The sequence below is a fragment of the Oxalobacteraceae sp. CFBP 8761 genome (assembly GCA_014841595.1).
Classification (GTDB): domain Bacteria; phylum Pseudomonadota; class Gammaproteobacteria; order Burkholderiales; family Burkholderiaceae_D; genus Telluria.
Window position 1 is genome coordinate 1,405,338 of record JACYUE010000001.1, and the last position, 25,430, is coordinate 1,430,767.

Sequence of the window (25,430 nt, forward strand, 5' to 3'; positions counted from 1 at the left end):
TGTTCCGAGTCGCATGCGAGGATCCATTCCCTCTACGCGAAAGGAATCCTCATGAAGCACGATCAGCCGCCGCGCCGCGATTTTCTGCGCTATGTCGGTACCGTGGCCGCCCTGTCCACGCCAGCGCTGCAGGCCGCGGCCAGCGAACAGAACCGTTTCAGCTTCCCGCCCATCTTCGACAAGTCCGAAAAGTCCGAGAAGACCGAGCCGCCGGGTGACTCGTGGGATGAGCGGGTGGGCATGGCCGTGGTCGGCCTGGGCCGCATCGCCATCGACGAGATGCTGCCTGCCTTCCAGCGAAGCAAGCATGCGAAGGTCGTGGCGCTGGTCACGGGGGACCGCGAAAAGGGCCTGAAGGTTGCGCGCCAGTACAACATCCCGGAAAGCGCGGTGCTCGACTACAAGGATTACGACAAGCTGGCCCAGATGCCGGACGTGAAAAGCGTCTACATCGCGCTGCCCAACAACATGCACCTGGAGTACACCGTGCGTGCGGCGCGCGCTGGCAAGCATGTGCTGTGCGAAAAGCCGATGGCCAACAGCGCCGCCGAGTGCCGCCAGATGATCGACGCGTGCCGCAAGGCCGGGCGCCAGTTGATGATCGCCTATCGCAGCCAGTACGAAGCGCTCGATCGCACCCTGGTGAACAGGATTCGCGAGAAAAAGCTGGGCGCGCTGAAGGAATTCAACTCGGTCAACTCGCAGAATATGGGCGACCCGCAGCACTGGCGCCTCAAGAAGGCGCTGGCGGGTGGCGGCGCGCTGCCGGACATCGGCATCTATTGCATCAATGCCGCGCGCTTTCTCAGCGGCGAAGAACCGACCGAGGTATTCGGCAGCATCTGGTCGACGCCAGGCGATGCGCGTTTTCGCGAAGTCGAAGAATCGTGCCAGTTCGTCCTGCGCTTTCCAAGTGGCTTTTCGGCCACCTGCAGCACCAGCTATTCGGCGCACAAGTCGCAGATGTTCCGCCTGAATGGGTTTGAAGCTTGGGCCGACATGGATCCTGCCTACGCCTATCACGGTAACAAGCTGCGGATCACGCGCGTGGTCGACGGCAAGGACCTGACCACCGAGATCCCGGCCGGCAAGACCAACCAGTTCACGCTGATGATCGACCACTTCGCCAGCTGCATCCAGCAAAACAAGGACGTGCACACGCCGGGCGAGGAAGGGTTGCAGGACCAGCGCATCATGGATGCGATCTACGAATCGGCGCGTAGCGGCCGGGTGGTCAAGCTCAAGCCGCCGGCGGGCAAGACGCGCGGGCCGGAACCTGACAGCGCAGATTGAACACCGCTGCCGCCTGCGGCACCGCATTCAGTGGAAAATCGTGGCTGCGGCGTTCATGTTATGTTGAAAACTCATTCCCTTCGAGATAAAAAACACCATGAAATTCAACCTGCAATTTCTTGAACACGATGTATCGATCGACCAGGATACGTGGACTGCATTGGCCACCACGGGCAGTGATGTGTCGCTTGAAAACGTTCGGGCCGCCATTCTGGGCGTACTGGAACGCGGCGGGGTATTCACGGTTGACGACAGCAATGACCAGGTCGTGCGACGCATCGAGACGTCTGCCGAGTTCGAAGGCTATATGCAGGAAATCGGGACCCAGCGCACCCAGTTCCAGCAGGAACAAGCCTGAGTTCGGTGGCGCGCCGCCAGCCTCGTGCGCGCCAGCGCGCAGTCAGAATGAATCTGGAACTGCCTCTTCCCAACTCTTGAAGCGAGTCACGATGTCATTTTCACGCACCTTCCGCAGTACCTTCCGCCATACCATCCTCGCCGCCAGCCTGCTCGCTGGCCTGTCCCAGGTTGGCGCGCACGCCGCGTCGCTTCCGGCGCCATTCGACACCCAGCTGGCCGCCGACTTTCCCAAGCTCGAAGCCTTCTACCGTGATCTGCACGCCAATCCCGAGCTCGGCTTTGCAGAACACAAGACTGCGGCCAAGCTGGCCGAACGGGCCAAGGCGCTCGGTTTCGAGGTGACCACCGGCGTCGGTGGTACCGGCGTCGTGGCGATCCTCAAGAATGGTCCGGGGCCGACCGTGATGCTGCGTACCGAGATGGACGCGCTGCCGGTGCTGGAAAAGACCGGCCTGCCGTTTGCCAGCAAGGTCACGACGAAAAATGCCGCCGGCGACACCGTCCCGGTGGCGCATGCCTGCGGCCACGATCTGCACATGGCTGCCTGGTATGGCACCGCAAAGTTGATGGCAGAGAACCGCAAGGCCTGGAGCGGTACGCTGATGCTGATCGGCCAGCCGTCCGAAGAAGCGTTGACGGGCGCCGCCGCCATGCTCAAGGACGGCTTGTTTACGCGCTTCCCGAAACCGGATTACGCGCTGTCGATGCATGACGACGCGTCGATGGCATCGGGCACGGTCATGTGGCACGCCGGGCCATTTCGCGCCTCGGCCGACACCGTCACCATCACGATGTTCGGGCAGGGCGGCCATGGCGCCGTGCCGCATGAAACGCGCGACCCGGTGGTGATGGCGGCGCGCCTGGTCATGGCGTTGCAAACGCTGATCTCGCGCGAAAACAATCCGCTCGATCCGGTCGTGATCACGGTCGGCAGCATCCAGGGCGGCACCCAGGCCAATATCGTGCCGGATCAGGTCAAGCTGGCGCTCACGGTGCGTACCTTCCGGCCCGAAGTGCGCCAGCGCGTGCTGGCCAGCATCGCGCGTGAAGCCAAGGGTGAGGCGCTTGCCGCCGGCGCGCCGAAGGAGCCGCTGGTGGAAGTCAAGACGGGCACCGATTCGGTCGTCAACGATCCGCAGTTGGTGGCGCGCGCCGTCAAGGCGGTCGAGCAGGCCGTCGGGCCCGATTTTGTGAAAGAAATGCCGGCCAAGATGACGTCTGAAGACTTCGCCATGTACGGCCAGCAGCCCGGCGTCAAGGCGTTGCTGCTGCACGTGGGCGCGGTCGATGCCGGTCGTCTCGAGGCAGCGAAGAAAGCAGGCAAACCCTTGCCGGGCACTCATTCGCCACAATGGGCGCCGGATCTGAAGCCGACGCTGACCAATACCATCAAGGCCGAGACGGCGATTCTGCTCGACCTGATGGCACCACAGCGCTAGGCGCACCATCATAAGGCCCGTCATGCATTTTCTTGTCCTCGCCGCTGCGTCCTCGCTCGTCCTTGCCACCGTACCGCTTGCCCAGGCCCAGCCTGCAGGCAAGGTTCTGCAAGTCAAGATCGGTACGGTATCTCCGCTGTCCGGCCCCAGCGCCCATGCGGGCAAGGACATCGAAAACGGCGCCCGCCTGGCGATTGATGACCTCAATGCGAAAGGGATCGTGCTTGGCGGCAGCAAGGTCCAATGGGTCTTGCAGCCTGAGGACGACGGCGCCGATCCCCGCACCGGCACGACGGTCGCGCAAAAGCTGGTCGATGCGAAAGTGGCGGCCGTTGTGGGGCACCTCAATTCAGGCACGACCGTGCCGGCTTCGAAAATCTATGCCAACGCCGGCATTCCGCAGATTTCGCCAGCGGCCACGACGCCCGTCTACACCAACCAGGGTTTCAAGACGGCGTTTCGTGTCGTCGCCAATGACAACCTGATCGGCCGCACGCTGGCCACGTATACGCTCGGCACCCTGAAGGCCAAGAAGATTGCCGTGATCGACGACCGCACCGCCTTCGGCCAGGGGCTGGCGGACGAATTCGTCAAGGGCGTCAAGAAGGCGGGGGCCGGCACAAGCGTCGTCAGCCGCCAGTTCACCAGTGACAAGGCAACCGATTTCAGCGCCATCCTGACCCAGATCCGCGCGCGCGATCCGGACGTGATTTTTTATGGCGGCATGGATGCGGTTGCCGGGCCAATGCTCAAGCAGATGAAGGCGCTCGGGCTGCGTGCCAAGCTCATTTCGGGCGACGGCGTCTGCTCGGAAAAAATGCCGCTGCTGGCCGGCGATGCGCTGGTCGACGACAAGGTGTATTGCGTCGTGGCAGGCGGCGTTGGTGCCGCGCAGGAAGCGGGCCTGAACGCCTTCACGCAGCGTTACCAGCAGCGCTACAAGCTTCCGGTGCAGACGTATGCGCCGTATGCCTACGATGCGGTGATGGTATTCGCGAAAGCGATGCAGGCCGCAAATTCGAGCGATCCAGCCAGGTTCCTGCCGACGTTGGCCGCCGTCAGGCACGAGGGCGTTACTGGCAGTATCGCCTTCGATCAGAAGGGCGATTTGCGCGACGCGGCGATGACGATTTATACCTTCCGCAAAGGCAAGAAGGTCAGGCTGGCCGTGCTGCGCTAACGCGGAGAATTCAAACGACGGCCATGCCGATAATGGCTGGCCGGCCATTTACCAACGCGACCAGCAATTCGCTGGTGATATATCGACATTTGATCCAGCGCCAAAGATAGTCATTGTGACATTCTGTGACTTATGGAACTTGTGTGTCTGCTATGCTGGATAAAGTCGGATGACGCTAGCGCTCATCTCTGAAAAAAAGACAACGCAGATTAAGTATGGAAAACAGGGCATGAATATTACAAAAAAATTGATTGTCCAGAGCGTGCTTGCTGGATTGCTTGTAGCCCTGCTTGTTCTCATCTACGAGTATGTCGTTGGACCGATATCTGCCAATTTTTTGGTGCGAGGTATTGGTATAGGAATACTTTGCGGTTTTGCATCGGTCACCTTTTTATTACTTGGGAATCGAAAAAGTTCTTGAATATCTGCTCTCGGTAGATTACTGACTTCACGTCAAGATGACTTTTGCAAACGATGAAAAACTTTTTCTTTAATGCGTCAGGAGTTGCCGTTGGCACACTTCTTTACACCGGTTTCCTGAGCAGTACAGACGAACTCGATTGGGGCCGTGCTGCATTCGTGGGGATTTTCTGTGGAATATGCTTGGCTATATGGCCTGGCAAAAACAGAAAAAAGTAAGCCAACAGACGCAGTGTCAGTGAATTTCCCAGCGCATCACCTGCTTTTCTGCCTGTGTTGCCAACTGGCCGGCTGCGCTACCGGCAGCTATTCGGAAACCGTCTGAACCCGGCAACGTTGAGCAACGAGCCGTCAGGCAATCTCGTGGCCCTGTTCGACGCCGCCAGCCTGGCCGCTAACGACAACCCGGTATCGTCAACAGTCGACGACATGCTACAGGCTGACCCCGAACTCCAGCGGCGTTTGCAACAGGTACATCTCGTGTTGGTCATTGCCCCCAACGCACCCATCGACACGCATCTGATCAGCGAGTGGAACGGCGTCAATCCGTCGATGGCAATCCACGCGCCGTATAGTGCCGCGCAATGGGAGAGCATCGACGTGACAGGCATACCGTCCTTTCATCTGCTCAGGAACGGCAAGCTCGTCGACCGGCGCACCGGCTGGTCAGACACCGGCAAGGCGGATCTCCTCAAATTGATCGATGCCGCCGAATAAGTCGATTGCCATGCGACGAGGATCCATCGACGTTCAGGCAGCGTGCCTGCGATGCGTCATGCATGGCGAGGTTACGCGACGGTGACCGGTGGTAGGATGCTGCTTTCGTTCAGAAGTCCAGAGGAAGCAATGACCATATTCGCCATGTCCGTCTTCGATGCAACCGTGATCTACGACGGCAAGGAACTCTTCAAGGGGCAGGGCGCCGCCACTGGCTGGGCCGAGAAGCTTGCGAAGGAAATCGAGAGCCGCGTCACCGTCGAAAAAATCGGCACCGGCTGGGCGCTGGTCGGCCGGGTCGACGGCGTGGACTGCCGTTGGGGCATCATGGGGCAGCGCCTCAAGCGGCTGGACTGATCGTCATGCGTAGTTCGAACAGCGGTCTCGTCTATTCCACGGAAACGGGCCGCATGTGCCCCACCTGTCGCCAGCCTGCGGCGCAGTGCACGTGCAAGGCGGGCGCCAGTGCTGCGCCGGTCGGCGATGGGAATGTGCGGGTGTCGTTGCAGAGCAAGGGGCGGGGCGGCAAAAGCGTCACGCTCGTCAAGGGCGTGGCGCTCGATCCGATGGCCCTGGCCGTGCTCGGCAAGCAATTGCGCACGGCCTGCGGCGCCGGCGGGACCGTCAAGGACGGTGTGATCGAAGTGCAGGGCGATCATTGCGACACCGTTCTGCAGGCACTGGCCAAACTCGGGCACCGGGCGAAGCGGGCCGGCGGCTGACGCCGGCCCAGGTACATCAGTAGTCGCGTGCAGCGCGCGTTGCCAGCGCCACCACGGCAATGCCTGCCGTGACGATCAGCGCATCTTCGATCAGGCCGCTGCGGGTCTGGCCCATCTTGGCCATCGCCTGTTTGCGGGCGGCCAGCGTCGCATACGCCAACGGCACGGCGGTCGCGACGGCGACTGCGGCGCCTGCCTTTTCACGACCCTCTGGCGCCAGCGCCGCACCGGCAATGCCCGCGCTGGCGATGCGCGCCAGCAGGCCCAGGAACACGGTGCGGTCCGGCGCCGACTTCATCTTGTCGCCGTACAGTTCACCGGCGCCCATGGCCAGTGCGCCGTACTTGAACAGGGGGCGGTCCAGTAGCATGAGGTTGCCAGATGTGTGACGGCCGGCAAGGCGTGCGGCGGCAAGCGTGGCCATCGGCGTCATCGAGCGGGCGCTGGCGACAGCGCCAATCAGGGCGGAAGAGAGCAGGCTGGTAGATTTCATCGTAAGTCCTAAGGAAATAGTGTTGTTCGATACGTTGTTCAACTGAATACAAGATTGATTCAGTTGCCTTATTTTTAACACAAAATCGAAAATCAGCCTGTTCTGTAAGGACGCTAGAAGACCCGGCGCGGGGCTGCCGTGGCCAGGTCGCCGCTGTTGGGTGTACCAGTGCGCTCGATCAGCATGATCTGCGCTTCGTGGGGCGCGCGGGGCCGGTGCCGCACGCCTTGCGGCACGACATAGAGCTGACCCTGTCCCAGCGTCACGGTCGTGCCGTCGTCAAGGTCGATCTCGAGACTGCCGGCCAGCACCAGGAAAAAATCGTCCGAATCGTCGTGCACATGCCAGTGGTATTCGCCACGCAATTTGGCAACCATGACGTCGTGGCCGTTGAACAGGCTGACCGTGCGCGGTTGCCAGGCTTCGTTGAATGTGGCCAGTTTGCCAGCCAGGTCGATTGCAGCGTTCATGGGTTCTCCTTGAGTGAAAAAGTGAAAACGTCATGGTGCGCCTTTGGGTGGCCAGGGGTCTTGTACAATTGTTGCATGCACCCCGCACCCGCACGTCCAGTCAACGACGCCACCTTTTCGGCGTTGACCGGCGGCGTCACGCTGATGCGGGCAAGCTTCACCGATCACGCGTTCGAGCGCCACAGCCACGATGGTTTCGCGATCGGCGTGACCACCGCCGGCGTGCAGCGGTTTCGCTGCAAGGGCGCGCAGTACGACAGCCAGGTAGGCGACCTGGTCCTGTTCAATCCGGATGAGGACCATGACGGCAGCGCCGGCACGGCCGACGGTTTCCGCTATGCGATCTGGTATGTACCGGATGCGTTCGTGGCAAGCTGCATCGCGCCCGAGGGCGAGCGCGCCGATGGCCGGTATTTCGCCCGGCCATGCGTGACTGACCACCGGATGGCGGCGACGTTTGCGCGGCTGTCCAGCAGTTTGCTGGCAACGCCAGCCGAGTCGTTGCGCGCGGAAACGATGCTGCGTGCGTTTCTCGGAACGATGCTGGCGCGCCATGGCGAGCGGCCCGGGGCGCACCTCGAACGGGCGGGTACCTATGTCGACGATGCGCGCATGGTGCAGGTCAGGGACTATATCCGCACGTACTTCCAGCGCGATATGACGGTGGCCGACCTGGCCGCCGTGGCCGGGATGTCGCGCACGCATCTCACGCGCGCGTTCAGCGCGGCGTATCACACACCGCCGCACGTGTACCTCAATTCGGTGCGCGTCGCCCATGCCTGCACGCTGATCCGGGGCGGGATGCCACTCGCGGCGGTGGCGATCGAATGCGGCTTTGCCGACCAGAGTCACCTGACCCGGCGCTTCAAGGGCTGTGTCGGTGTGACCCCGTCAGGCTGGCGCGACAGGCTGCAGCGCTAGCGCGCCCGGCGCGTCGGCCGCTGCAGGCCGGATCGTCAGCGTCTGCGCAAAGTGCGCGATCAGCGCCGTCACCTTGGGCGCGTGCTGGCGGCTGCGCTGCCATACCAGATACAGCGGCAGGCCGGACGTCGCCAGCTCGGGCAGGATTTTCACCAGGCTGCCGTCGCGCAGTTGCTGCTCGACGAGCCAGGTCGCCAGTTGCGCGATTCCCAATCCCATTTCCACCGCAGTGACCTGCGCCTCGGCCTGCCCCAGCACGATGCGGCTCTTCACGTGCTGGCGCGCCAGTGGCAGCTCGCCATCCTTGATCAGCCATGGACTCGTGCTGCCGTCCGCGCGACCGTACAGAATGGCGTCGTGGCCCAGTAACGCGTCCAGCGTCGCCGGTGCACCGTGGCGCGCCACATAGGAGGGCGACGCACAGAAGACGAGCTCTTCGTCACCCAGGTGCTGGTAGCACAGCGCTGCCGGCCAGGTGTCCGAGCCGCCGATGCGCACCACCACGTCCAGGCCATCCTCGACCGGATCGACAAAGCGGTCGGTGAACGACGCATGGGGCTGCACCTGCGGATATTGCTCGGCAAACGCCAGCAATGACCGCACGGCGTGCATGCGGCCGAAGGTGGCCGGCATGTCCACGCGCAATCGGCCCGACGGGGCGATATGGTCGTGCGCCAGCAGGCGCTCGGCCGCTTCGAGTTCGTCCAGCACCCGCACGCAGACCTTGTAGAAGACGTTGCCGGCGTCCGTCATCTCGAGCTTGCGCGTGGTGCGGTCGAACAGTGGCCGTTTCAATCGCCCTTCCAGCCGGGCGATGGCCTTGCCGACGGCGGAATTGGTCAGGTTGAGCCGGTCAGCGGCCGCCGTAAAACTGCCGGCGTCGGCGACGGCAACGAAGGTTTCAAGGCCTTTCAGGCGTTCTGCGGGTGTCATTGACTTGCTCCTGGAATTTTATTCCACATGATGCGGGAATTCTTATCCAACACGAGAATTTTTATCTTTTATATCATGTTAGACAACTATCCACAGGAGTTTTTTGCAATGCCCAATTCATCTACTACGACCGTCGACGCGATGGCCGACAAGCCCGAGGCCACCGGCGGCGCGCTATCGATCACGATTCTTGCCATCGCCGCGTTCGTGATCGTGACCACCGAGTTCCTGATCGTGGGCCTGCTGCCGGCACTGGCACGTGACCTGTCCATCACGGTGGCCACGGCCGGCCAGCTGGTCACGCTGTTTGCCGTGGTCGTCATGGTATGCGGCCCGTTCCTGACGGCGTGGCTGGCCAACGTCGACCGCAAGAAGTTGTTCATCGCCGTGCTGGTGCTGTTCGCGGCAACCAATGCGCTGGCGGCCGTCGCGCAAAACATCTGGGTGCTGGCACTGGCGCGACTGCTGCCGGCGCTGGCGCTGCCCGTGTTCTGGGGTACCGCGAGCGACACCGCAGCCCAGATCGCTGGCCCGGAAAAAGCCGGTCGCGCCGTCTCGACCGTGTATCTCGGCATCTCGGCCGCGATGCTGTTTGGTATTCCGCTCGGCACGCTGGCGGCAGACGCGATCGGCTGGCGCGGCGCGTTCGGCCTGCTGGCCGCGCTGTCGCTGCTGGTGGCCGTGCTGATGTTCTTCAGCATGCCGACGGTGCGTGCATCGCAGCCGGTTGCCATGCGTGAACAGGCCAAGATTCTGAAAAGTCCGTTCTTCATGGCCAACGTGGCGTTGTCGATCCTGGTGTTCACTGCCATGTTCACCGGCTACACCTACCTGGCCGAGATGCTGGAGAAATCGGCTGGCGTGGCGCCGGCGCAGGTGGGCTGGTGGCTGATGGGCTTTGGCGCGGTTGGCCTAATCGGTAACTGGCTGGGTGGTCTCTGGGTTGACCAGAAACCATTGGCCACCACCGCCATCTTCAGCCTCGTGCTGGCAGCCGGCATGGCCGCGTCGATGCTGTTCGCCGGTCTGAGCATTGGGTTCGCCATCGCGCTGGGCGTGTGGGGCATTGCCAATACGGCGCTGTATCCAATTTGCCAGATCCGCGTGATGAAGGCGGCAACCGGCGCCCAGGCGCTGGCCGGCACCATCAATGTGTCGGCAGCCAACGGTGGCATCGCGTTGGGCGCCGTGATCGGTGGCCTTGCAGTGGCCAACTGGGGCGCTGGCAATGTCGGTTATGTGGCTGCGGGCATCGCCGTACTGGCGGCACTGGCGACTGGCCTGGTCGCGCGTATGACCCCTGCAGTCAAGGCGTAACGATCATGACGATTGCACCCATTGGCCCGTTGCCGGCCGAACTGGCAAACCACGCCGGCTACCAGCGTATCTTCAAGCCGGGCAAGCTGACCTTCGGCTTCATCATGCCGCTCGAAGGCTATCCGGATTCGCCGTTTCCGACGCTGGCCCATCACCAGGCGATGGAGCGCATGGCCGACGAGGCCGGTTTCTCGACCCTGTGGCTGCGCGACGTGCCGTTTTACGATCCCAATTTCGGCGACACCGGCCAGGTGCTCGATCCGATGGTGTACATGAGCTTTCTGGCAGCGCACACGAGCCGCATCGCGCTGGGCACCGCCGGCATCGTGGCGACGCTGCGCGAGCCGTTGATCGTGGCCAAGCAGGCCGTGTCGGTCGACCAGTTGCTGGGTGGGCGCCTGGTGCTGGGCCTGTCGACCGGCGACCGGCCCGTCGAGTATCCGGCGTTTGGCCAGGATTTCGAGAACCGCGGCGAGCGTTTTCGCGAAGCGTTCGGCCTGATCAAGACCGTCACCGAACAGGACTTTCCGCATGCGCGCACGGCGCACTACGGCAACCTCGACGGGAGCATCGATCTGGTGCCCAAGCCGGCGGCGCCGCGCCTGCCGATGATCGTCGTCGGCCGGGCGCGCCAGGACATGGCGTGGATCGCCCGTCACAGCGACGGCTGGATCTGGCACCTGAGCGACTTTACCCGCCTGCCGCAACTGATCGAGGCATGGCGCGCCAGCCACGAGCCGGGGCAGTGGGTGCGCCCGTACGGTTACGGCACGATGTTCGACCTGGCCGAAGACCCGCATGAGCCGATGCGCTTCGTGCTCAATGGCATTCGTAGCGGCCGCCATGCATTGGTCGAGCTGTTTTACCATCAGCAGGAACAAGGCGTGAGCCACGTGGCGCTGAACCTGAAGCCGCTGCGCCGGCCGGCGCAGGATGCGCTGGCCGAACTCGCGGAGCATGTGCTGCCGCTGTTTAAGGCGGACTAATTTTTATCATTGTCTTTTAATGCACGATCAAGAAAAAGGAATGTCATGACCATTGATTTCGACCGTAGCGACAACCTGCAGCGCCCACCGATGGGCCAGACCCGCGATCCGATTACGCATCCACTGATCGTCACGGCGACCTTCGTCAGCCGTGTCGACAGCACGCCGCGCAGCGAGCGTCCGCAAGATGCGGGGTCGGCCAAAAGCAAGCACGGCAATGAGGTGCATCTGCCGAACTGGCGTCCCGGCGCGCTGGCGCTGGAAGGCAATGAAAACCTGGCGTTCGAGCACTGGGACGAATACTGGCGCAAGGTGCACGGCCCGAAATTCGCGTGGGACGAGCCGGGCAGTTCGTCCGAACGCGTGCTGCGCTACGACCAGGTGCACCGTATCGCATCGGGCCCGTCGTCGTTCTTCCCGCCACCGTACCGCGCGATGATCGGCGAGGACGGCAAGCTGCCGGCCGAGCCAGAAAAGTGCGTGCCGCCGTACGGGCGTCCGCGCTGGGATGGCCTGGCCTACATCACGTATGCCGAGCAGGACGATATCGAGCGCGTGCTGGGTCAGGAGAAATTTGCCGAGCGGATCATCGCCGATGAGCAGGTGGCGTTCCGCATGGTCACGCGTGAAATCACGCGCGAATACATCCTGATCCCGAGCGCGCGTCACCGCGATCCGGTCAGCCTGGTCAAGATCCACATGCGCAACCCGGACCTGTCGCGCGAAGAATTCCAGCGGCGCCTGCTGGACGAGCACGCGCCGCTGGTCATGGGCCAGTCGGCAACGACCGAGTTCGTGAAGCGCTACGCGGTGCTGCTCAATATCGGCTCGACCCAGAAAGACCCGGAGGGCAGCAAGATCGATGCCGTCTCGATCCTGTCATTTGCGTCACTGAACGATGTCGAGGATTACCTGGTCAGCAACGATCATGAGGCGATCGCGCAATCCGAAGCGGCGCTGACCGGCGAAGGCTCGGAGTGGTGGACGGCGATTAACTACAGCGTCATGAACCGGCTCATGCCGGAAGTGGCCACCGAGCGCTGACCGGCTACGGTAGAATCACGCCAACGCCGGTCGCGCCGACCGGCGGTAACGTGATACGGGGATTTGCCATGGCCAAGAAGGAAGAAGAACTCGATGAAGAAACGCTGGCGTTCGTCAACTGGTGTATCGAGGTCGAGGGGTTTTTAGTCGCGGGCGGCGCGACCGTACGGCAGGCGCAAGACCATATCGAGGAAGAAATCGAATGGTTCACCGACCAGTTCTACGATTCGCTCACGCCTGAAGAGGCGGCCAAGGAAGCACTGGCGTAACAACAGTAGTGTCATTGAAAACAGGCCTGCACCGCGTCACCGCGGTGCAGGCCTGTTTGCTTGTGCCCGTGGCTGTTCAGACGCGGGCGCCCGTGCGGCGGCGACGCACATCGACGGGCACGTCCGGTCCCATAATATTGCTGACGCCGGACTGTTCGACAACGGCGATGTCATTGGTGGAACTGAGGAACAAGGTATCTGCAGTCAGGAACGACAGTGCCGCCCAATAGCCAGTCCTTGAAGCGCTGGTGATAGGCATTCACGTTCTGTACGTGGACGTCTCGTCAGCCTCGACGATGCCATTCAGGGATGCGGGCCGGTCGAACTTGACCCAATCGAGGAAGCGGTGGCGCCACCGGAAGGCGGTATTGCGGTACACGCCAACCCGGTCTGCACCCTTGCGCACCGACAGTGAGTCGAGCAGCACCTGGGAGTCCGCAAGCCATTTCGCCTTGAGCCTGAGCCGTGCCCGTGGCAGCGCCCATTGCCGCAGCGGGGACAGCAACGGCCAGGCGCTCTGGCCTGGGCGATCAGCGCCACCACCTGGGCGAGGCCGGCCACAGGATGCAAGGCGTCGAGCACTCGCCGGCGCTGCGGCTGATTCAGCGATGGCAGCCTGGCGAACCAGCTCTTGAAACGTGGCGCTTTCATGATCGACTCCTGGCTTGGGGGCAGGGGTTGGATCACCGGGCTGCTCATCAGTTCAAAGCTCGCCTCTATTTAACGTTGACTGCGCCCGAAAAAAATGCCCCGTGAGTGACACGGGGCATGCATGGGTCCTGCGCTGGTCGGGTTACTTGTCCTGCACCGTAAACTCGCCATACGGCGCCAGCTGCGCATCGAGCTTGGAAGGATCGCCGACGATCACGATCGACTGGTTCTCGGGCGCAAAATATTTCTGCGCCACCGTGCGCACCTGCTGCGGCGTGACCTTGCGGATCAGTGGCACGTAGTCGCCCAGGAATTCAGGCGGCAAACCCACCAGCCAGTTCGCGGCCAGCGTGTTGGCCACCGAGCGCTGCAACTGGTTGTTCAGCAGGTAGCCGCCTGCCACGTAGCGCTTGTTCATGTCCATCTCGGCCGTCGTGACCAGCTCGCTTCCCAGACGCTTGTACTCCTTGAAGTATTCGGCCAGCGCCGCGCCCGTCACCTCATTGCGCACGTCGGCGCCGCCGACCATCATGCCGCCCGCGCGGCTCATGCGCGCCCCGGCCGAGGCGCCATACGTATAGCCTTTTTCTTCGCGCAGATTGGTATTGATCCGGCTCGAAAAGCCGCCGCCGATGATGGTGCTGGTCAGGCGCAGCGGGATCTGGTCGGCGGCGCTGGCCGCGATGCCGGGGCTGCCAACGCGCAGTGTCGACTGCACGCTGCCGTCGCGCTTGAGCAGGATGCGCGCCGGCTTCACGTTCGTGGCGACGGCAGGCGTGTCCGACAATGCGGCGCCGCTGGCCTTCCAGTCGCCAAACGCGGCTTGCGCCAGCTTCATCGCCTGTGCTTCGGTGATGCGGCCGGTGATGACCAGCAGCGCGCGGTCCGGACGGAAGCGTTTCGCGTGTTCGGTGCGCAGCAGCGCGGCGTTCACGGCATTGATCGACTCGACCGTCGGATCGGTGCGGCTGTAAGGGTGATCGAGGTAGACGGCTTTCTTGATCGCACGCTCGGCGCGGAAACCCGGCTGGGTTTCGGCCACGCGCAGCGCCTGCAGCGCATTGGCTTTCGCCAGCGCCACTTCGTTCTCGGGGAACGATGGCTGGCGCGCGATCTCGGCCATCAGCTCCAGCATGCCGCCCGCCTGCGAGGCGACGGCGTTGGCCGACAGGATGATGCCGTCGGAAGCCGGGCTGGCGGCCACTTCACCGCCCATGCCCTGCGCCGCTTCGGCAATCGCGCGCGAATCGCGCTTGGCCGTGCCTTCGTTGAGCATCCCGGCGAGCATCGCCGCGAAGCCGCCCTGGGTCGGGGCGTCGGCAGCGAAACCGGCGCCGCGCAGCGCCAGCACGAAGTCCACGCGGGGCAAGCCCTGGCGTGGCACGACCCAGACGGTCAGGCCGTTGGCCAGCGTCTGCTTGCCGATCTTCGGTGCGGGAATCGATTTTTCCTGGCCATAGGCAGGCATGCCGTTTGGCGCCCTGGTTTGTGCATGCAGTGGCGGCGCGAACGCCAGCGAAACGGCAAGCGCGAGCATCAATTTGTTCATGATGCGCTCCTTATTTGTTCACGCCGGCAGGCGCATTGTTGGCAGGGGTGGCAGCGGTCCGCGCCGCGTCGATCATGGCGGCCGGCTTGCGGTCGATGACGGTGCGGTTGGTCGGCACGAGATAGGTCTTGACGACGCGCTGGATGTCGCTCGACGTCACGCCATCGATCCAGCCCGGAATCTTGTTGACGACATTGGCGTCGCCCCACAGCACCTGCAGCTTGGCCATCGTGTCGGCGCGGTTGACGAAGCTTTCCAGCTTGTTGTTCCAGTCGGCCAGCATGCGCGTCTTGACGCGCTTGAGCGTGGCGTCGTCGACGCCGTCTTTTGCCACCTTGGCGATCTCTTCATCCATGGCCTTGAGGATGGCGTCCGCGCTGCTGTCGGGCTTGTACAGCGCATGCACGGTCATGAGGGTAGGGCCGTTGTATTCCCACGGGCTGGTCAGGCCAAACAGGATGTCGACGTTCAGCGCGATCTCGCGGCCCTTGACCAGGCCCTGGTAGAACAGCGACGCATCGCCGCCGCCCAGCAGCTCGGCCAGCACGGCGACCGGCGCCTGGTCGCGGCTGCCGCGCTCGGGCACCTTCCAGGCCGCCGCGATCGCCGGCACCTGGGCCAGCGCGTCGCTTTGCTGCAGGCGCTTTTCGACGGTGTTGAGGGGCTCGCTGAAATCCGTGCTCTTCGGTACCGGTCGCGCGGGGATGGCGCCGAAGTATTTCTGGGCCAGTGCGAAGCCCTGCTGCGGCGTGATGTCGCCGGCGATGGCCAGCACCGCGTTGTTCGGGCCATAGTAGTCGCGGTGGAATGCGCGCACGTCGTCCAGGCTGGCGTTTTCCAGGTCTTCGAAGCTGCCGTAGCCGTCGTGGTTGTTTTCCCATTTCTGGAAAGCGTGCTGGCTGATGTCGATCCACATGAAACCGCCATACGGCTGGTTCTTCACGTTGACGCGGATTTCTTCCTTGACGACGTCCTGCTGGTTCTTCAGCGTGGTTGCGCTGAAGTCGAGTGTCTTCATGCGGTCTGCTTCCAGCCACAGGATCGGCTCAAGTGCCGAGCTTGGCACGGTCTCGATGTAGTTGGTGAAGTCAGGGCGGGTCGAGCCGTTGTTCCAGCCACCGCCGCCCGTGATCGTCGTGTCGAAGATGCCTTTTGGTGCATTCGGCGTGCCCTGGAACATCAGGTGTTCGAACAGGTGCGCAAAGCCGGTGCGGTTCTTCGGCTCGAGGCGCATGCCGACGTGGTAGACGACCGAGACGCCGACGGTGGGCGAGGTGCGGTCTTCCGACACGATCACGGTCAGGCCGTTGTCGAGTTTTTTCATGGTGACCGGCAAGGTCCACCCGTCGGCCGGCGCGGCAAATGCCGACATCGACAGGGTGAACCCGGCCAGCAGGGCGGGGTAGTGGCGCATGCGCATGGGGACCTCGAAATGGATCGCAATGAAATGAATGTGACCGGGGCGGGGTGCGCCACCGGCGAAACATCTTAGCGCAATGGCATGCTTTAAAAGAATGTTTTTGTTGTTGCAGCGCAGGACAATGTGCGTGCATGCGTGCTGCATGGCCCCCCCGCGTTCTGATGCAAACCGCCACCGCCGCGCAGCTCGGATGCCGTTTTTTGCAGTTCATCGCACGCATTGCGGCGGCGCTTGACTTTCGGGCTATAGTTTCATCATGACAAGTCCCGGCATTGGCCCGGGCCGCAACACACTGGAGAACCTCGATGAATCACCTTTTCAAGCTGGGCGCCGTGGCTGCCTTGTTGGGCGCTACGGCCGGCCTCGTGCGCGCCGCGCCGGACGCGGCCAGCGAGACGCGGCCCGTCGATGCCCAGGTCGTGCGCGTGACGCTCGAAGGGGTCGGGGATCTGGTGATCCGCCAGGGCGCGACGGCCACGCTGATGCTGACGGGCGACGCGCGCCTGCTGTCGCGCACCACGACCACGCAGCGCGGCGACACGCTCAATATCGAGACCGAAGGCCGCCGCGGGGGCTTCAACTTCGGGCGTTCATCGGGCATCCAGGCCGAACTCGTGCTGCCGAACCTGCGCGCCGTATCGTCCGAAAGTATCGGCGCCACCACGGTCAGCGGCTTTGCCGGCCAGTCACTGGACATCAATCTCGATGGCGCCGGGTCAATGTCGGTATCATCATCGAATTATCGTTTTATTACCGCCAACCTGGGCGGCGTGGGCAACCTCAAGATCCACGGGATCGACAGCGAGGGCATCGACCTGAACCTGGGCGGCGCCGGCTTCGTGACACTGACCGGCCGCAGCAAACGCCTGAAGGCCGAGCTGGGCGGGCTGGGCGGGCTCGATGCGCAGGGCTGCAGCGTCGACTCGGTCGCGCTCGATCTGTCGGGGCTGGGCAATGCCACCGTGAATGTGCGCCAGAGCATCAATGTATCGCTGTCGGGCATGGGATCGGTGACGGTACTGGGCAAGCCGGTCAACCGCAAGGTAGCGCTCGACGGGCTGGGCAAGGTCAACTGGAAATGACGGACACGCGACAACCACGCTGGCCGGGGACACCCCGGCGGCATCGGCAACGACCTGGATTCTGTGTGCGAACCATGAAGACACCATTCTTTGCAGTTCTCCTGGCGCTGTGCCTGCAGTTCGGCCTGCATGGCAGCGCCCACGCCGGTTTTCCCGAAGGCGCCAGTGCCTACAATGCCCGCAACTATGCGCTCGCGCTGAAGGAAGTCACGCCGCTGGCCAAGGCCGGCCACGCCGAAGCGCAGCACCTGCTGGGGCTCATGTACTACATGGGGCGGGGCGTGGCGCGCGACTACAAGCAGGCATTTGCCTGGCACCAGAAGGCCGCGCTGCAGGGCAAGGCCGATGCGCAGTACGTCGTCGGCGCCATGTATTACACCGGCAACTCGGTGCCGCAAGACCAGAAGCACGCCGTGACCTGGTTCCGCAAGGCCGCCGAGCAGGGCCATGCCGAGGCGCAGAATGCCCTCGGGCTGATGTACCGCTACCATGTGGCCGGGGTACCGCAGGATGTCGTGCTGGCCTACATGCTCTACAACCTGGCCGCGGCCGGCGGCAACCGCAACGCCGTCGACCAGCGCGCTGCCATTGCCAAACGCATGACGCAGGAGCAGATTGAAGAAGCGCAGGCGCTGTCGCGTACCTGGAAACCTGGCACGCCGCTGCCGACGACGTCGAAAACGGGCGGTGACGCATAACGCGCCAGCGCGGCCGGCACAATCGCCTGGCAATCGTCCTGTTATGCGGGTTGGCGAACCGAACCGGGGTGCAGGGCAAGCCATGATGGTGTGAACACACTGTCAAGGAGTCCCCGATGGCCAAGGTAACACTGACGATGACGACCCACGTACCGGTCTCGACCGGCGAAGCCTGGGCCTGGTCGACATCGCTCGAAGGCGTGCGCACCGAAATGCGCCCGTTGCTCAAGGTCGTCTTTCCCAAGGCGATGACGCATATCGGCCCCGATACCGCGCTCAACACGGTCCTGGGCCGCTGCCAGTTTTTGCTGTTCGGTCTGTTTCCCATCGACATGTCCAAACTGCGCTTTACCGAGATGGAACCGGGCCATCGCTTCGTCGAGGAATCCGACCTGCTGTCGATGCGTTCCTGGCGCCATGAGCGCGTGATCACGCCGTCGGCCGATGGCCGGGGCGCCCAGGTCACCGACCATCTGGCGTTCACGCCACGCCTGGCTACGCCGGTGGTGCGCTACCTGGTCAAGCTGTTTTTCGCGCACCGTCACAAGAAGCTGGCGCAGGCGCTGGGTGTCCGTGGAGCTACCGTCGCAGCCCGCGGCGCAGCCGGCAGAGCACGCTGAGACAGGCTGAGATACGTCCCCGCATGGTAGGCTTCGGCTTTGACTCATTCGCGCGCCCGATTGCATCGCGGCGTTGCAGCAATTTGGAGCTTGTATGTTGATTGCCACTCACGGCGGAAAATTCCACGCAGATGATGCGTGGGCCGTCGCCGTCCTGAAGGTGCTGTTCCCCGATGCCGACGTGATTCGCACCCGCGAGCAGGCCCGGATCGATGCCGCCGACTTCGCGATCGACGTCGGCGGCGTCTGGGACCCGGCCACCGGCCGGTTCGACCACCACCAGAAGGAATTCAATGCCACCCGGTCGTCCGGCGTGCCATATGCCAGCGCCGGCCTCGTCTGGCGCGATCACGGCGCACAGTGCGTCGCCGCGCTGGCTTTGCGGCACACGGGCGAAACCTTGTCCGAGGACACGGCCCAGCAGATCGCCTATGCGATCGACGTCGATATCGTCCAGTACCTCGATCTGTCGGACGTCGGTGTGGCCAAGAACGCGCCGGGCAGCTATGGCTTGTCGGCCGTCGTCTCGGGCTTCAATCCGGGCTGGCTCGACGAGCAGCGCCTGGGCTATGGCGAAGCGGTCGACGTGTATCGGATGGGTCAGTTCATGCGCGCCGTGGAGTTCCTTACCGACATCATGGGCAATGCCGTGCGCTACCGCGTGGGCGCCATGCTGGCCGTCACGCAAGTGCGCCAGGCCGAGGTACTCGAGGGCGGCAAGCTGCTGTTCCTGAAGAATGCGGCGCTGCCGTGGAGCAGCATCGTGCGCAAGGAAATGCCGAAGATCCTGTTCGTCATCAGCCACAGCCTGACCGAGAACCGCTACATCCTGCACACCGTGTCGGTCGACACCGAAAGCTTCGATGCACGCGCCGACCTGCCCGAAACCTGGGCGGGCCTGCGCGAAGCAGACCTGGCCGCTGTGACGGGCGTGCCGGACGCCGTGTTCTGCCACACGGGCCGCTTCATCGCCGCCGCGCGCAGCTACGACGGCATTCGCATCATGGCGCGCCAGGCGCTCGATGCGGTCGAGCAGGGCGTGACCGTTACGACGTATTCGTAGGCATGGTATTTACGGCGCGCACGATCGCCGGGGTGGCCGGCAAGCCACCGCCGACTCCCGTACAATTGCGGTTTTGCTAATGCGGGAGCTTTCCATGCGCGCCATCGAGATCACCAAACCGGGCCAGCCCGACGTCTTGCAACTGTGTGAACGGCCATTGCCGGTCCTGAAAACCGGCGAAGTCCTGATCAAGGTCCATGCTGCCGGGATCAACCGCCCTGACGTGTTTCAGCGCCTGGGCAAGTACCCGGTGCCGCCGGGCGCCTCTGACCTGCCGGGCCTGGAGGTAGCCGGCGAGATCGTCGATGGCGACATGAAAGACAGCGGTTTTGCCAAGGGCGACCTCGTATGCGCCCTGGTGCAGGGCGGCGGTTACGCCGAATACTGCGCCGCGCCACTCGAGCAATGCCTGACTGTACCAGAAGGGCTGACCCCACTGGAAGCAGCCACCTTGCCGGAAACCTATTTCACGGTCTGGAGCAATGTGTTCGACCGCGCCCGCCTGAGCGAAGGCGAGAGCTTGCTGGTGCAGGGCGGCAGTTCGGGCATCGGCGTGACCGCCACCCAGGTCGCCAGCGCGCTGGGCCACCGTGTGTTCATCACCGCCGGCAGCGACGACAAGTGCCGCGCCGTCGAAGCGCTGGGCGCCGAACGGGGCATCAATTACCGCGATGAAGATTTTGTCGCCGTGGTCAAGGAACTCACGGACGGCCGTGGTGTCGATGTAATTCTGGACATGGTCGCGGGCGACTATGTGGCGCGCGAGATCGAGTGCCTGGCCGACGATGGTCGCCTGGTCGTCATCGCGCTGCTGGGTGGCGCGCAGGCCAACCTGGACATGAACCATGTACTGCGCCGCCGCCTGACGATTACCGGTTCGACGCTGCGTCCGCGTCCGGTTGCGTTCAAGGCGGCCATTGCGCGCCAGTTGCGCGAGCAGGTCTGGCCGCTGTTTGCGCAGAAAAAGATCAAGCCGGTGATCCACCACGTGTTCCCGCTCGAAGAAGCCGCGGCAGCGCACACGATGATGGAATCGAGCACCCACGTGGGCAAGATCGTCCTGCAAGTGCTGGCCGACTGACCATAAAAACAACAGGCGCGCCGGTGGGGCCGACAGGCCCTGCGCGGTGCATCCACGGGCGGCTTCAGGCAGCTTGGCACTCCCAGCCATTGTTTGACCGCCACAATATCGACCGCTAGAATAGCGGGTTATTTGACATGGGGTAGTATGCGTCCCACACTCGTAGTAGGTAACTGGAAAATGAACGGCAGCCGGGCAGTCAATGCCGAGCTGCTGCAAGGCATTCTCGCTGGTCTCGACGCTGATGCTGGCGCTGGCACGCAGGCGTCGTGCGCGGTGTGCGTCCCCGCGCCGTACCTGTTCCAGTGCGAGCAATTGTTGGCCGGTAGCAGCGTGGCCTGGGGCGCGCAGGATGTCGCGACCGAGCCGTGCGGCGCCTTCACCGGCGAAGTGTGCGTCTCGATGCTGCAGGATTTCGGTTGCCGTTACGTGATCGTCGGCCACTCCGAGCGCCGCGGCTACCACGGCGAGTCGAACGAGCTGGTCGCGCGCAAGGCGAAAGCGGCGCTGGACGCCGGCCTGACCCCGATCGTCTGCATCGGCGAAACGCTGGAGCAGCGCGAAGCGGGCGAGACCAACGACGTCGTCGGTGGCCAGCTGCACGCAGTGCTGGAACTGGTAGGGTTTGAAGATGTCGCGCGTCTGGTGCTCGCTTACGAGCCGGTGTGGGCAATCGGTACCGGCAAGACGGCCACGCCCGAGATGGCGCAGCAAGTTCATGCCGACATGCGCGCGTTAGTGCGCAAGTGCAACGTTGATGCCGCAGAAACCGTACAAATCCTTTACGGCGGCAGCATGAAGCCGGAGAATGCACGCGAGCTGCTGGCGCAACCGGACATCGATGGCGGCCTGATCGGTGGGGCGGCGCTGAAAGCGGCCGATTTCCTCGCCATTCTGCGCGCCGCATAACGACATAATCTCGCACATATAGTTTTGCGAAGATTTTGGAATTACAAAAAATTTGAAACGCTGTTAAACCTTGGAATGGAATTGCAATGATCTGGTCTAATCTTATTATCGTCGTGCAGGTTATCTCGGCCCTGTCCATTATTGGCCTGGTCCTGATGCAGCATGGCAAGGGCGCTGATATGGGTGCGGCCTTCGGTTCCGGCGCCTCTGGCAGCCTGTTCGGTGCATCCGGATCGTCGAACTTCCTGTCCAAGGCAACGGCAGTGGCCGCCGCCGTGTTCTTCGGCACCACGCTGACGCTGGCCTATATCGGCAACGATCGCAGCGGCGGCGACAACGCCGGCGTGATGGGTCGTGCCCAGGCGCCTGCAGCCGGTATCCCGGTCACGGCCCCGGTGCAGACGGCGCCAGCCGACGTGCCGACGCTGCCAGCGGGCAGTGCCGTTCCGGCAGCACCGGCAGCGGGTGTTCCGGCTGTTCCGGCAACCCCGGCGCCAGCGCCGGCAGCCCCGGCACCAGCCACGAACTAAGCCACGCAGTCCCGGCGCCATGCGCGCCATTGCTGTTCCAAAACAATGCGCCTTTTTATCGGGCGCATTGTCGTTTTTAGGCGTAGAATACTGCGGCGCGTGACAGGGTTGAACAACCGGTCTGTGCAGCCTCGCAATATTGACGGTCGTGTCGCAACGAACTTTGTCATGCTCATGTCAGTAAAAGAGCGTCCAATAGATTGTTCGGCGATATGATTCAAATAAATGGCAAATATCTTTGTGATTGCGCAATTTGAGCATTGAAAGATAGTGCTAAAGCAGGTTAAAATACTGTTCTCCAGCCGACGTGGTGAAATTGGTAGACACGCTATCTTGAGGGGGTAGTGGCGCAAGCTGTGCGAGTTCGAGTCTCGCCGTCGGCACCAAAATTTAGAAAGAAAGCCAGCAAGGGCGCACGAGTTTTTACCTCATGCCTGAGCTGGCTTTTTTACGAGGATCTGTCGTACGATCCTGGCGGCAGGCTCGAGGCCAGGTTCGCACGATTCGGTGCTGCATCTCTGCAGCGTTCCATTAACCGATCGTTCAGAAGGCTTCATCGTGAACCTCGAAAGTTATCTCCCCGTTCTTCTCTTTATCCTGGTTGGCATCGGTGTCGGTGTCGCCCCTCAGGTGCTTGGTCGCCTGCTCGGGCCGCACAAACCCGACGATGCCAAACTGTCCCCGTATGAATGCGGCTTCGAAGCCTTCGAAGACGCGCGCATGAAGTTCGACGTCCGGTACTACCTGGTCGCGATCCTGTTTATTTTGTTTGATCTTGAAACGGCATTCTTCTTCCCATGGGGCGTCTCGATGCGCGAACTGGGGTTCACCGGTTTCATCACGATGATGGTGTTCATCGCCGAATTCGTCGTGGGCTTCTGGTACATCTGGAAGAAAGGTGCCCTTGATTGGGAATAAGCCATGGCTATTGAAGGCGTACTAAACGAAGGTTTCATCACCACCACAGCCGACAAGCTGGTCAACTGGGCACGTACCGGGTCGATGTTCCCGATGACGTTCGGTCTGGCCTGCTGCGCGGTCGAGATGATGCACGTGGGCGCGGCCCGCTACGACATGGACCGTTTCGGTATCGTGTTCCGTCCGTCGCCACGCCAGTCCGACGTCATGATCGTTGCCGGCACGCTGTGCAACAAGATGGCGCCGGCGCTGCGCAAGGTCTACGACCAGATGGCCGAGCCGCGCTGGGTCATCTCGATGGGCTCCTGTGCCAACGGTGGCGGCTACTACCATTATTCGTATTCCGTCGTCCGTGGCTGCGATCGCATCGTCCCGGTCGATGTCTACGTGCCAGGCTGTCCACCGACCGCCGAAGCTCTGCTGTACGGCATCATGCAGCTCCAGAACAAGATCAAGCGCACCAATACCATCGCGCGCTAAAAACGGACGGCGTACTCCATGACGACAAAACTCGAAACCCTTCAACTCGCCCTGCAGACTGCATTGGGCGAGGGCGCCGCGATCTCGGCGGCGCTGGGTGAAGTCACGGTGGTGGTCAAGGCCGCCGACTACATCCGCTCGATGACGGCCCTGCGCGATACCCCTGCGCTGGCCTTCGAGCAGATGATCGACCTGTGCGGCGTCGACTATTCGGAATATGGCGAAGGCACCTACGAAGGACCGCGCTTTGCGGTCGTCGTGCACCTGCTGTCGCTGACCCACAACTGGCGCGTGCGCGTGCGGGTATTCTGCCCGGACGACGACATGCCGCTGGTCGAATCGATTACCCCGATCTGGCGCGCCGCCAACTGGTTCGAGCGCGAAGCGTTCGATCTGTTCGGCATCCTGTTCGACGGCCACGGCGACCTGCGCCGCATCCTGACCGACTACGGTTTCATCGGCCACCCGTTCCGCAAGGACTTCCCGATCTCGGGCTATGTCGAGATGCGCTACGACCCCGAGCAGAAACGCGTGATCTATCAACCCGTCACGATCGAACCGCGCGAGAACATTCCCCGCGTGATTCGCGAAGAGACTTACGGGACGAAATAATGGCTGAGCTTAAGAACTACACCCTGAACTTTGGTCCGCAGCACCCGGCAGCGCACGGCGTGCTGCGCCTCGTGCTCGAACTCGACGGCGAGGTGATCCAGCGCGCCGACCCGCACATCGGCCTGCTGCACCGCGGCACCGAGAAGCTGGCCGAAACCCGCACCTACCTGCAATCGGTGCCGTACATGGACCGTCTCGACTACGTGTCGATGATGTGCAACGAACACGGCTACGTGCTGGCCATCGAAAAACTGCTCGGTATCCAGGCGCCGATCCGCGCCCAGTACATCCGCACGATGTTCGACGAAGTCACCCGCATCCTGAACCACCTGATGTGGCTCGGCGCGCACGCGCTGGACATCGGCGCCATGGGCCCGTTCCTGTACTGCTTCCGCGACCGCGAAGACTTGTTCGACGTCTACGAAGCCGTGTCGGGCGCGCGCATGCACGCAGCCTACTACCGCCCGGGCGGCGTGTACCGCGACCTGCCGGACACGATGCCACAGCACAAGGCTTCGCCGATCCGCAGCGCCAAGGCCATTGACGCACTGAACGAACACCGCCAGGGCTCCGTGCTCGATTTCCTCGACGCGTTCACGAAGCGCTTCGATGGTTACGTCGACGAATACGAAACCCTGCTGACCGACAACCGTATCTGGAAGCAGCGTACGGTCGGCATCGGTGTCGTGACGCCGGAAGACGCGAAAGCCATGGGTTTCACGGGCGCCATGCTGCGCGGCTCGGGCATCGCCTGGGATCTGCGCAAGACGCAGCCGTATGCAGCGTACGACAAGGTCGAGTTCGACATCCCGGTCGGCACCAACGGCGACTCGTACGACCGCTACCTGGTGCGCGTGGAAGAGATGCGCCAGTCGAACCGCATCATCAAGCAATGCATCACCTGGCTGCGCGCGAATCCGGGCCCGGTCATGATCGACAATAACAAGATTGCGCCGCCGAACCGGATGGACATGAAGTCCAATATGGAATCGCTGATTCACCACTTCAAGCTGTTCACCGAAGGCTTCCACGTCCCCGAGGGCGAGGCGTACGCTGCGGTCGAGCATCCGAAGGGCGAGTTCGGCATCTATATCGTCTCCGACGGCGCCAACAAGCCATACCGCCTGAAAATCCGCACGCCGGACTATGTCCACCTGCAGAGCCTCGACGAAATGGCACGCGGACACATGATCGCTGATGCCGTCGCCATCATCGGTACGCAAGACATCGTGTTCGGCAGTATTGATCGCTAG

General features: G+C 62.8%; 31 protein-coding genes and 1 tRNA gene. 25 read left to right on the forward strand and 7 right to left on the reverse strand.

Annotated elements, in window-relative coordinates; genetic code table 11:
- Window positions 1-51: 51 nt before the first annotated feature.
- The 8 genes from IFU00_06185 (at window position 52) to IFU00_06220 (ending at window position 6,131) form a co-directional block, all read left to right on the forward strand.
- A complete protein-coding gene (locus IFU00_06185; GenBank protein ID MBD8541875.1) occupies window positions 52-1,293 on the forward strand; it encodes a Gfo/Idh/MocA family oxidoreductase in 1,242 nt (413 codons plus the stop codon).
- Window positions 1,294-1,390: 97 nt separating this feature from the next.
- A complete protein-coding gene (locus IFU00_06190; protein ID MBD8541876.1) occupies window positions 1,391-1,651 on the forward strand; it encodes a hypothetical protein in 261 nt (86 codons plus the stop codon).
- Window positions 1,652-1,742: 91 nt separating this feature from the next.
- A complete protein-coding gene (locus tag IFU00_06195) occupies window positions 1,743-3,092 on the forward strand; it encodes an amidohydrolase (protein MBD8541877.1) in 1,350 nt (449 codons plus the stop codon).
- 22 nt (window positions 3,093-3,114) lie between these two features.
- Complete coding sequence (locus IFU00_06200) at window positions 3,115-4,272, forward strand: branched-chain amino acid ABC transporter substrate-binding protein (GenBank protein MBD8541878.1); 1,158 nt, start codon at window positions 3,115-3,117, stop codon at window positions 4,270-4,272.
- A gap of 169 nt (window positions 4,273-4,441) precedes the next feature.
- Window positions 4,442-4,693, forward strand: coding sequence for a hypothetical protein (locus IFU00_06205; protein MBD8541879.1), 252 nt, complete (start codon window positions 4,442-4,444; stop codon window positions 4,691-4,693).
- Window positions 4,694-5,055: 362 nt separating this feature from the next.
- Complete coding sequence (locus IFU00_06210; protein ID MBD8541880.1) at window positions 5,056-5,409, forward strand: hypothetical protein; 354 nt, start codon at window positions 5,056-5,058, stop codon at window positions 5,407-5,409.
- A 129-nt stretch (window positions 5,410-5,538) separates the two neighbouring features.
- Complete coding sequence (locus IFU00_06215) at window positions 5,539-5,766, forward strand: hypothetical protein (protein MBD8541881.1); 228 nt, start codon at window positions 5,539-5,541, stop codon at window positions 5,764-5,766.
- A gap of 5 nt (window positions 5,767-5,771) precedes the next feature.
- A complete protein-coding gene (locus IFU00_06220) occupies window positions 5,772-6,131 on the forward strand; it encodes a translation initiation factor Sui1 (protein MBD8541882.1) in 360 nt (119 codons plus the stop codon).
- A gap of 16 nt (window positions 6,132-6,147) precedes the next feature.
- Here the strand turns inward: IFU00_06220 and IFU00_06225 are convergent, their stop codons facing one another.
- Window positions 6,148-6,624 (reverse strand): hypothetical protein, encoded by a 477-nt coding sequence (locus IFU00_06225; GenBank protein ID MBD8541883.1) that lies wholly within the window; start codon window positions 6,622-6,624, stop codon window positions 6,148-6,150.
- A gap of 113 nt (window positions 6,625-6,737) precedes the next feature.
- Window positions 6,738-7,094, reverse strand: a complete 357-nt coding sequence (locus IFU00_06230) for a cupin domain-containing protein (GenBank protein MBD8541884.1) — start codon at window positions 7,092-7,094, stop codon at window positions 6,738-6,740.
- A 60-nt stretch (window positions 7,095-7,154) separates the two neighbouring features.
- Between IFU00_06230 and IFU00_06235 the strand changes: the two genes are divergently transcribed.
- The gene (locus IFU00_06235) at window positions 7,155-8,015 is read left to right on the forward strand and encodes an AraC family transcriptional regulator (protein ID MBD8541885.1); all 861 of its coding nucleotides are present in this window, start codon (window positions 7,155-7,157) and stop codon (window positions 8,013-8,015) included.
- Here IFU00_06235 and IFU00_06240 read toward each other — a convergent pair.
- Window positions 7,986-8,948: a LysR family transcriptional regulator gene (locus tag IFU00_06240; protein ID MBD8541886.1), complete on the reverse strand. Its 963-nt coding sequence runs from the start codon at window positions 8,946-8,948 to the stop codon at window positions 7,986-7,988. The genes IFU00_06235 and IFU00_06240 overlap by 30 nt on opposite strands.
- Window positions 8,949-9,056: 108 nt before the next feature.
- Between IFU00_06240 and IFU00_06245 the strand changes: the two genes are divergently transcribed.
- The 4 genes from IFU00_06245 to IFU00_06260 all read left to right on the forward strand — a co-directional run bounded on the left by IFU00_06245 (window position 9,057) and on the right by IFU00_06260 (window position 12,564).
- A complete protein-coding gene (locus tag IFU00_06245) occupies window positions 9,057-10,265 on the forward strand; it encodes an MFS transporter (GenBank protein ID MBD8541887.1) in 1,209 nt (402 codons plus the stop codon).
- 5 nt (window positions 10,266-10,270) lie between these two features.
- Window positions 10,271-11,251 (forward strand): LLM class oxidoreductase, encoded by a 981-nt coding sequence (locus IFU00_06250; protein MBD8541888.1) that lies wholly within the window; start codon window positions 10,271-10,273, stop codon window positions 11,249-11,251.
- Window positions 11,252-11,296: 45 nt separating this feature from the next.
- Window positions 11,297-12,295: an EthD domain-containing protein gene (locus IFU00_06255; protein ID MBD8541889.1), complete on the forward strand. Its 999-nt coding sequence runs from the start codon at window positions 11,297-11,299 to the stop codon at window positions 12,293-12,295.
- A gap of 68 nt (window positions 12,296-12,363) precedes the next feature.
- A complete protein-coding gene (locus tag IFU00_06260) occupies window positions 12,364-12,564 on the forward strand; it encodes a hypothetical protein (GenBank protein MBD8541890.1) in 201 nt (66 codons plus the stop codon).
- A 76-nt stretch (window positions 12,565-12,640) separates the two neighbouring features.
- Here IFU00_06260 and IFU00_06265 read toward each other — a convergent pair whose 3' ends face one another.
- From IFU00_06265 to IFU00_06280, 4 genes are all read right to left on the reverse strand, one after another.
- On the reverse strand, window positions 12,641-12,823 hold the full coding sequence (locus IFU00_06265; GenBank protein MBD8541891.1) for a hypothetical protein: 183 nt from the start codon (window positions 12,821-12,823) through the stop codon (window positions 12,641-12,643).
- Window positions 12,824-12,991 carry an IS1 family transposase gene (locus IFU00_06270; GenBank protein ID MBD8541892.1) on the reverse strand — a complete coding sequence of 56 codons (168 nt, stop codon included), beginning with the start codon at window positions 12,989-12,991 and terminating at the stop codon, window positions 12,824-12,826.
- Between the two features lie 366 nt (window positions 12,992-13,357).
- On the reverse strand, window positions 13,358-14,764 hold the full coding sequence (locus tag IFU00_06275) for an insulinase family protein (protein ID MBD8541893.1): 1,407 nt from the start codon (window positions 14,762-14,764) through the stop codon (window positions 13,358-13,360).
- Window positions 14,765-14,774: 10 nt separating this feature from the next.
- On the reverse strand, window positions 14,775-16,184 hold the full coding sequence (locus tag IFU00_06280; GenBank protein ID MBD8541894.1) for an insulinase family protein: 1,410 nt from the start codon (window positions 16,182-16,184) through the stop codon (window positions 14,775-14,777).
- Window positions 16,185-16,489: 305 nt separating this feature from the next.
- On the opposite strand from IFU00_06280, the gene IFU00_06285 reads away from it, so the two are divergent.
- From IFU00_06285 to IFU00_06340, 12 genes are all read left to right on the forward strand, one after another.
- The gene (locus tag IFU00_06285) at window positions 16,490-17,266 is read left to right on the forward strand and encodes a DUF2807 domain-containing protein (protein ID MBD8541895.1); all 777 of its coding nucleotides are present in this window, start codon (window positions 16,490-16,492) and stop codon (window positions 17,264-17,266) included.
- 74 nt (window positions 17,267-17,340) lie between these two features.
- Entirely contained in the window at window positions 17,341-17,964 is a 624-nt protein-coding gene (locus IFU00_06290) for a sel1 repeat family protein (protein ID MBD8541896.1), read from the forward strand.
- A gap of 116 nt (window positions 17,965-18,080) precedes the next feature.
- Entirely contained in the window at window positions 18,081-18,584 is a 504-nt protein-coding gene (locus IFU00_06295) for a hypothetical protein (protein ID MBD8541897.1), read from the forward strand.
- 94 nt (window positions 18,585-18,678) lie between these two features.
- Window positions 18,679-19,647: an MYG1 family protein gene (locus IFU00_06300; protein ID MBD8541898.1), complete on the forward strand. Its 969-nt coding sequence runs from the start codon at window positions 18,679-18,681 to the stop codon at window positions 19,645-19,647.
- Window positions 19,648-19,741: 94 nt separating this feature from the next.
- The gene (locus tag IFU00_06305) at window positions 19,742-20,728 is read left to right on the forward strand and encodes an NAD(P)H-quinone oxidoreductase (GenBank protein ID MBD8541899.1); all 987 of its coding nucleotides are present in this window, start codon (window positions 19,742-19,744) and stop codon (window positions 20,726-20,728) included.
- A 147-nt stretch (window positions 20,729-20,875) separates the two neighbouring features.
- The gene (locus IFU00_06310; protein ID MBD8541900.1) at window positions 20,876-21,637 is read left to right on the forward strand and encodes a triose-phosphate isomerase; all 762 of its coding nucleotides are present in this window, start codon (window positions 20,876-20,878) and stop codon (window positions 21,635-21,637) included.
- A gap of 86 nt (window positions 21,638-21,723) precedes the next feature.
- Window positions 21,724-22,167 (forward strand): preprotein translocase subunit SecG, encoded by a 444-nt coding sequence (gene secG, locus IFU00_06315; GenBank protein MBD8541901.1) that lies wholly within the window; start codon window positions 21,724-21,726, stop codon window positions 22,165-22,167.
- Between the two features lie 301 nt (window positions 22,168-22,468).
- A tRNA-Leu gene (locus tag IFU00_06320) sits at window positions 22,469-22,553 on the forward strand.
- Between the two features lie 172 nt (window positions 22,554-22,725).
- Window positions 22,726-23,085 carry an NADH-quinone oxidoreductase subunit A gene (locus IFU00_06325; protein ID MBD8541902.1) on the forward strand — a complete coding sequence of 120 codons (360 nt, stop codon included), beginning with the start codon at window positions 22,726-22,728 and terminating at the stop codon, window positions 23,083-23,085.
- A gap of 3 nt (window positions 23,086-23,088) precedes the next feature.
- A complete protein-coding gene (locus tag IFU00_06330) occupies window positions 23,089-23,565 on the forward strand; it encodes an NADH-quinone oxidoreductase subunit B (GenBank protein MBD8541903.1) in 477 nt (158 codons plus the stop codon).
- Between the two features lie 18 nt (window positions 23,566-23,583).
- Window positions 23,584-24,177, forward strand: a complete 594-nt coding sequence (locus IFU00_06335; GenBank protein ID MBD8541904.1) for an NADH-quinone oxidoreductase subunit C — start codon at window positions 23,584-23,586, stop codon at window positions 24,175-24,177.
- Window positions 24,177-25,430 carry an NADH-quinone oxidoreductase subunit D gene (locus IFU00_06340; protein ID MBD8541905.1) on the forward strand — a complete coding sequence of 418 codons (1,254 nt, stop codon included), beginning with the start codon at window positions 24,177-24,179 and terminating at the stop codon, window positions 25,428-25,430. The genes IFU00_06335 and IFU00_06340 overlap by 1 nt, the downstream gene beginning before the upstream one ends.

Bases quoted from the DNA above. Each gene is read 5' to 3' on its own strand.
- IFU00_06300 (MBD8541898.1), top strand. From the start codon at position 18,679: ATGTTGATTGCCACTCACGGCGGAAAATTCCACGCAGATGATGCGTGG.
- IFU00_06310 (MBD8541900.1), top strand. From the start codon at position 20,876: ATGCGTCCCACACTCGTAGTAGGTAACTGGAAAATGAACGGCAGCCGG.
- IFU00_06335 (MBD8541904.1), top strand. From the start codon at position 23,584: ATGACGACAAAACTCGAAACCCTTCAACTCGCCCTGCAGACTGCATTG.
- IFU00_06190 (MBD8541876.1), top strand. From the start codon at position 1,391: ATGAAATTCAACCTGCAATTTCTTGAACACGATGTATCGATCGACCAG.
- IFU00_06265 (MBD8541891.1), bottom strand. From the start codon at position 12,823: ATGCCTATCACCAGCGCTTCAAGGACTGGCTATTGGGCGGCACTGTCG.
- IFU00_06230 (MBD8541884.1), bottom strand. From the start codon at position 7,094: ATGAACGCTGCAATCGACCTGGCTGGCAAACTGGCCACATTCAACGAA.
- secG (MBD8541901.1), top strand. From the start codon at position 21,724: ATGATCTGGTCTAATCTTATTATCGTCGTGCAGGTTATCTCGGCCCTG.
- IFU00_06330 (MBD8541903.1), top strand. From the start codon at position 23,089: ATGGCTATTGAAGGCGTACTAAACGAAGGTTTCATCACCACCACAGCC.
- IFU00_06220 (MBD8541882.1), top strand. From the start codon at position 5,772: ATGCGTAGTTCGAACAGCGGTCTCGTCTATTCCACGGAAACGGGCCGC.
- IFU00_06285 (MBD8541895.1), top strand. From the start codon at position 16,490: ATGAATCACCTTTTCAAGCTGGGCGCCGTGGCTGCCTTGTTGGGCGCT.
- IFU00_06240 (MBD8541886.1), bottom strand. From the start codon at position 8,948: ATGACACCCGCAGAACGCCTGAAAGGCCTTGAAACCTTCGTTGCCGTC.
- IFU00_06215 (MBD8541881.1), top strand. From the start codon at position 5,539: ATGACCATATTCGCCATGTCCGTCTTCGATGCAACCGTGATCTACGAC.
- IFU00_06250 (MBD8541888.1), top strand. From the start codon at position 10,271: ATGACGATTGCACCCATTGGCCCGTTGCCGGCCGAACTGGCAAACCAC.
- IFU00_06245 (MBD8541887.1), top strand. From the start codon at position 9,057: ATGCCCAATTCATCTACTACGACCGTCGACGCGATGGCCGACAAGCCC.
- IFU00_06305 (MBD8541899.1), top strand. From the start codon at position 19,742: ATGCGCGCCATCGAGATCACCAAACCGGGCCAGCCCGACGTCTTGCAA.
- IFU00_06205 (MBD8541879.1), top strand. From the start codon at position 4,442: ATGACGCTAGCGCTCATCTCTGAAAAAAAGACAACGCAGATTAAGTAT.
- IFU00_06340 (MBD8541905.1), top strand. From the start codon at position 24,177: ATGGCTGAGCTTAAGAACTACACCCTGAACTTTGGTCCGCAGCACCCG.
- IFU00_06295 (MBD8541897.1), top strand. From the start codon at position 18,081: ATGGCCAAGGTAACACTGACGATGACGACCCACGTACCGGTCTCGACC.
- IFU00_06260 (MBD8541890.1), top strand. From the start codon at position 12,364: ATGGCCAAGAAGGAAGAAGAACTCGATGAAGAAACGCTGGCGTTCGTC.
- IFU00_06290 (MBD8541896.1), top strand. From the start codon at position 17,341: ATGAAGACACCATTCTTTGCAGTTCTCCTGGCGCTGTGCCTGCAGTTC.
- IFU00_06280 (MBD8541894.1), bottom strand. From the start codon at position 16,184: ATGCGCATGCGCCACTACCCCGCCCTGCTGGCCGGGTTCACCCTGTCG.
- IFU00_06200 (MBD8541878.1), top strand. From the start codon at position 3,115: ATGCATTTTCTTGTCCTCGCCGCTGCGTCCTCGCTCGTCCTTGCCACC.
- IFU00_06185 (MBD8541875.1), top strand. From the start codon at position 52: ATGAAGCACGATCAGCCGCCGCGCCGCGATTTTCTGCGCTATGTCGGT.
- IFU00_06225 (MBD8541883.1), bottom strand. From the start codon at position 6,624: ATGAAATCTACCAGCCTGCTCTCTTCCGCCCTGATTGGCGCTGTCGCC.
- IFU00_06195 (MBD8541877.1), top strand. From the start codon at position 1,743: ATGTCATTTTCACGCACCTTCCGCAGTACCTTCCGCCATACCATCCTC.
- IFU00_06255 (MBD8541889.1), top strand. From the start codon at position 11,297: ATGACCATTGATTTCGACCGTAGCGACAACCTGCAGCGCCCACCGATG.
- IFU00_06275 (MBD8541893.1), bottom strand. From the start codon at position 14,764: ATGAACAAATTGATGCTCGCGCTTGCCGTTTCGCTGGCGTTCGCGCCG.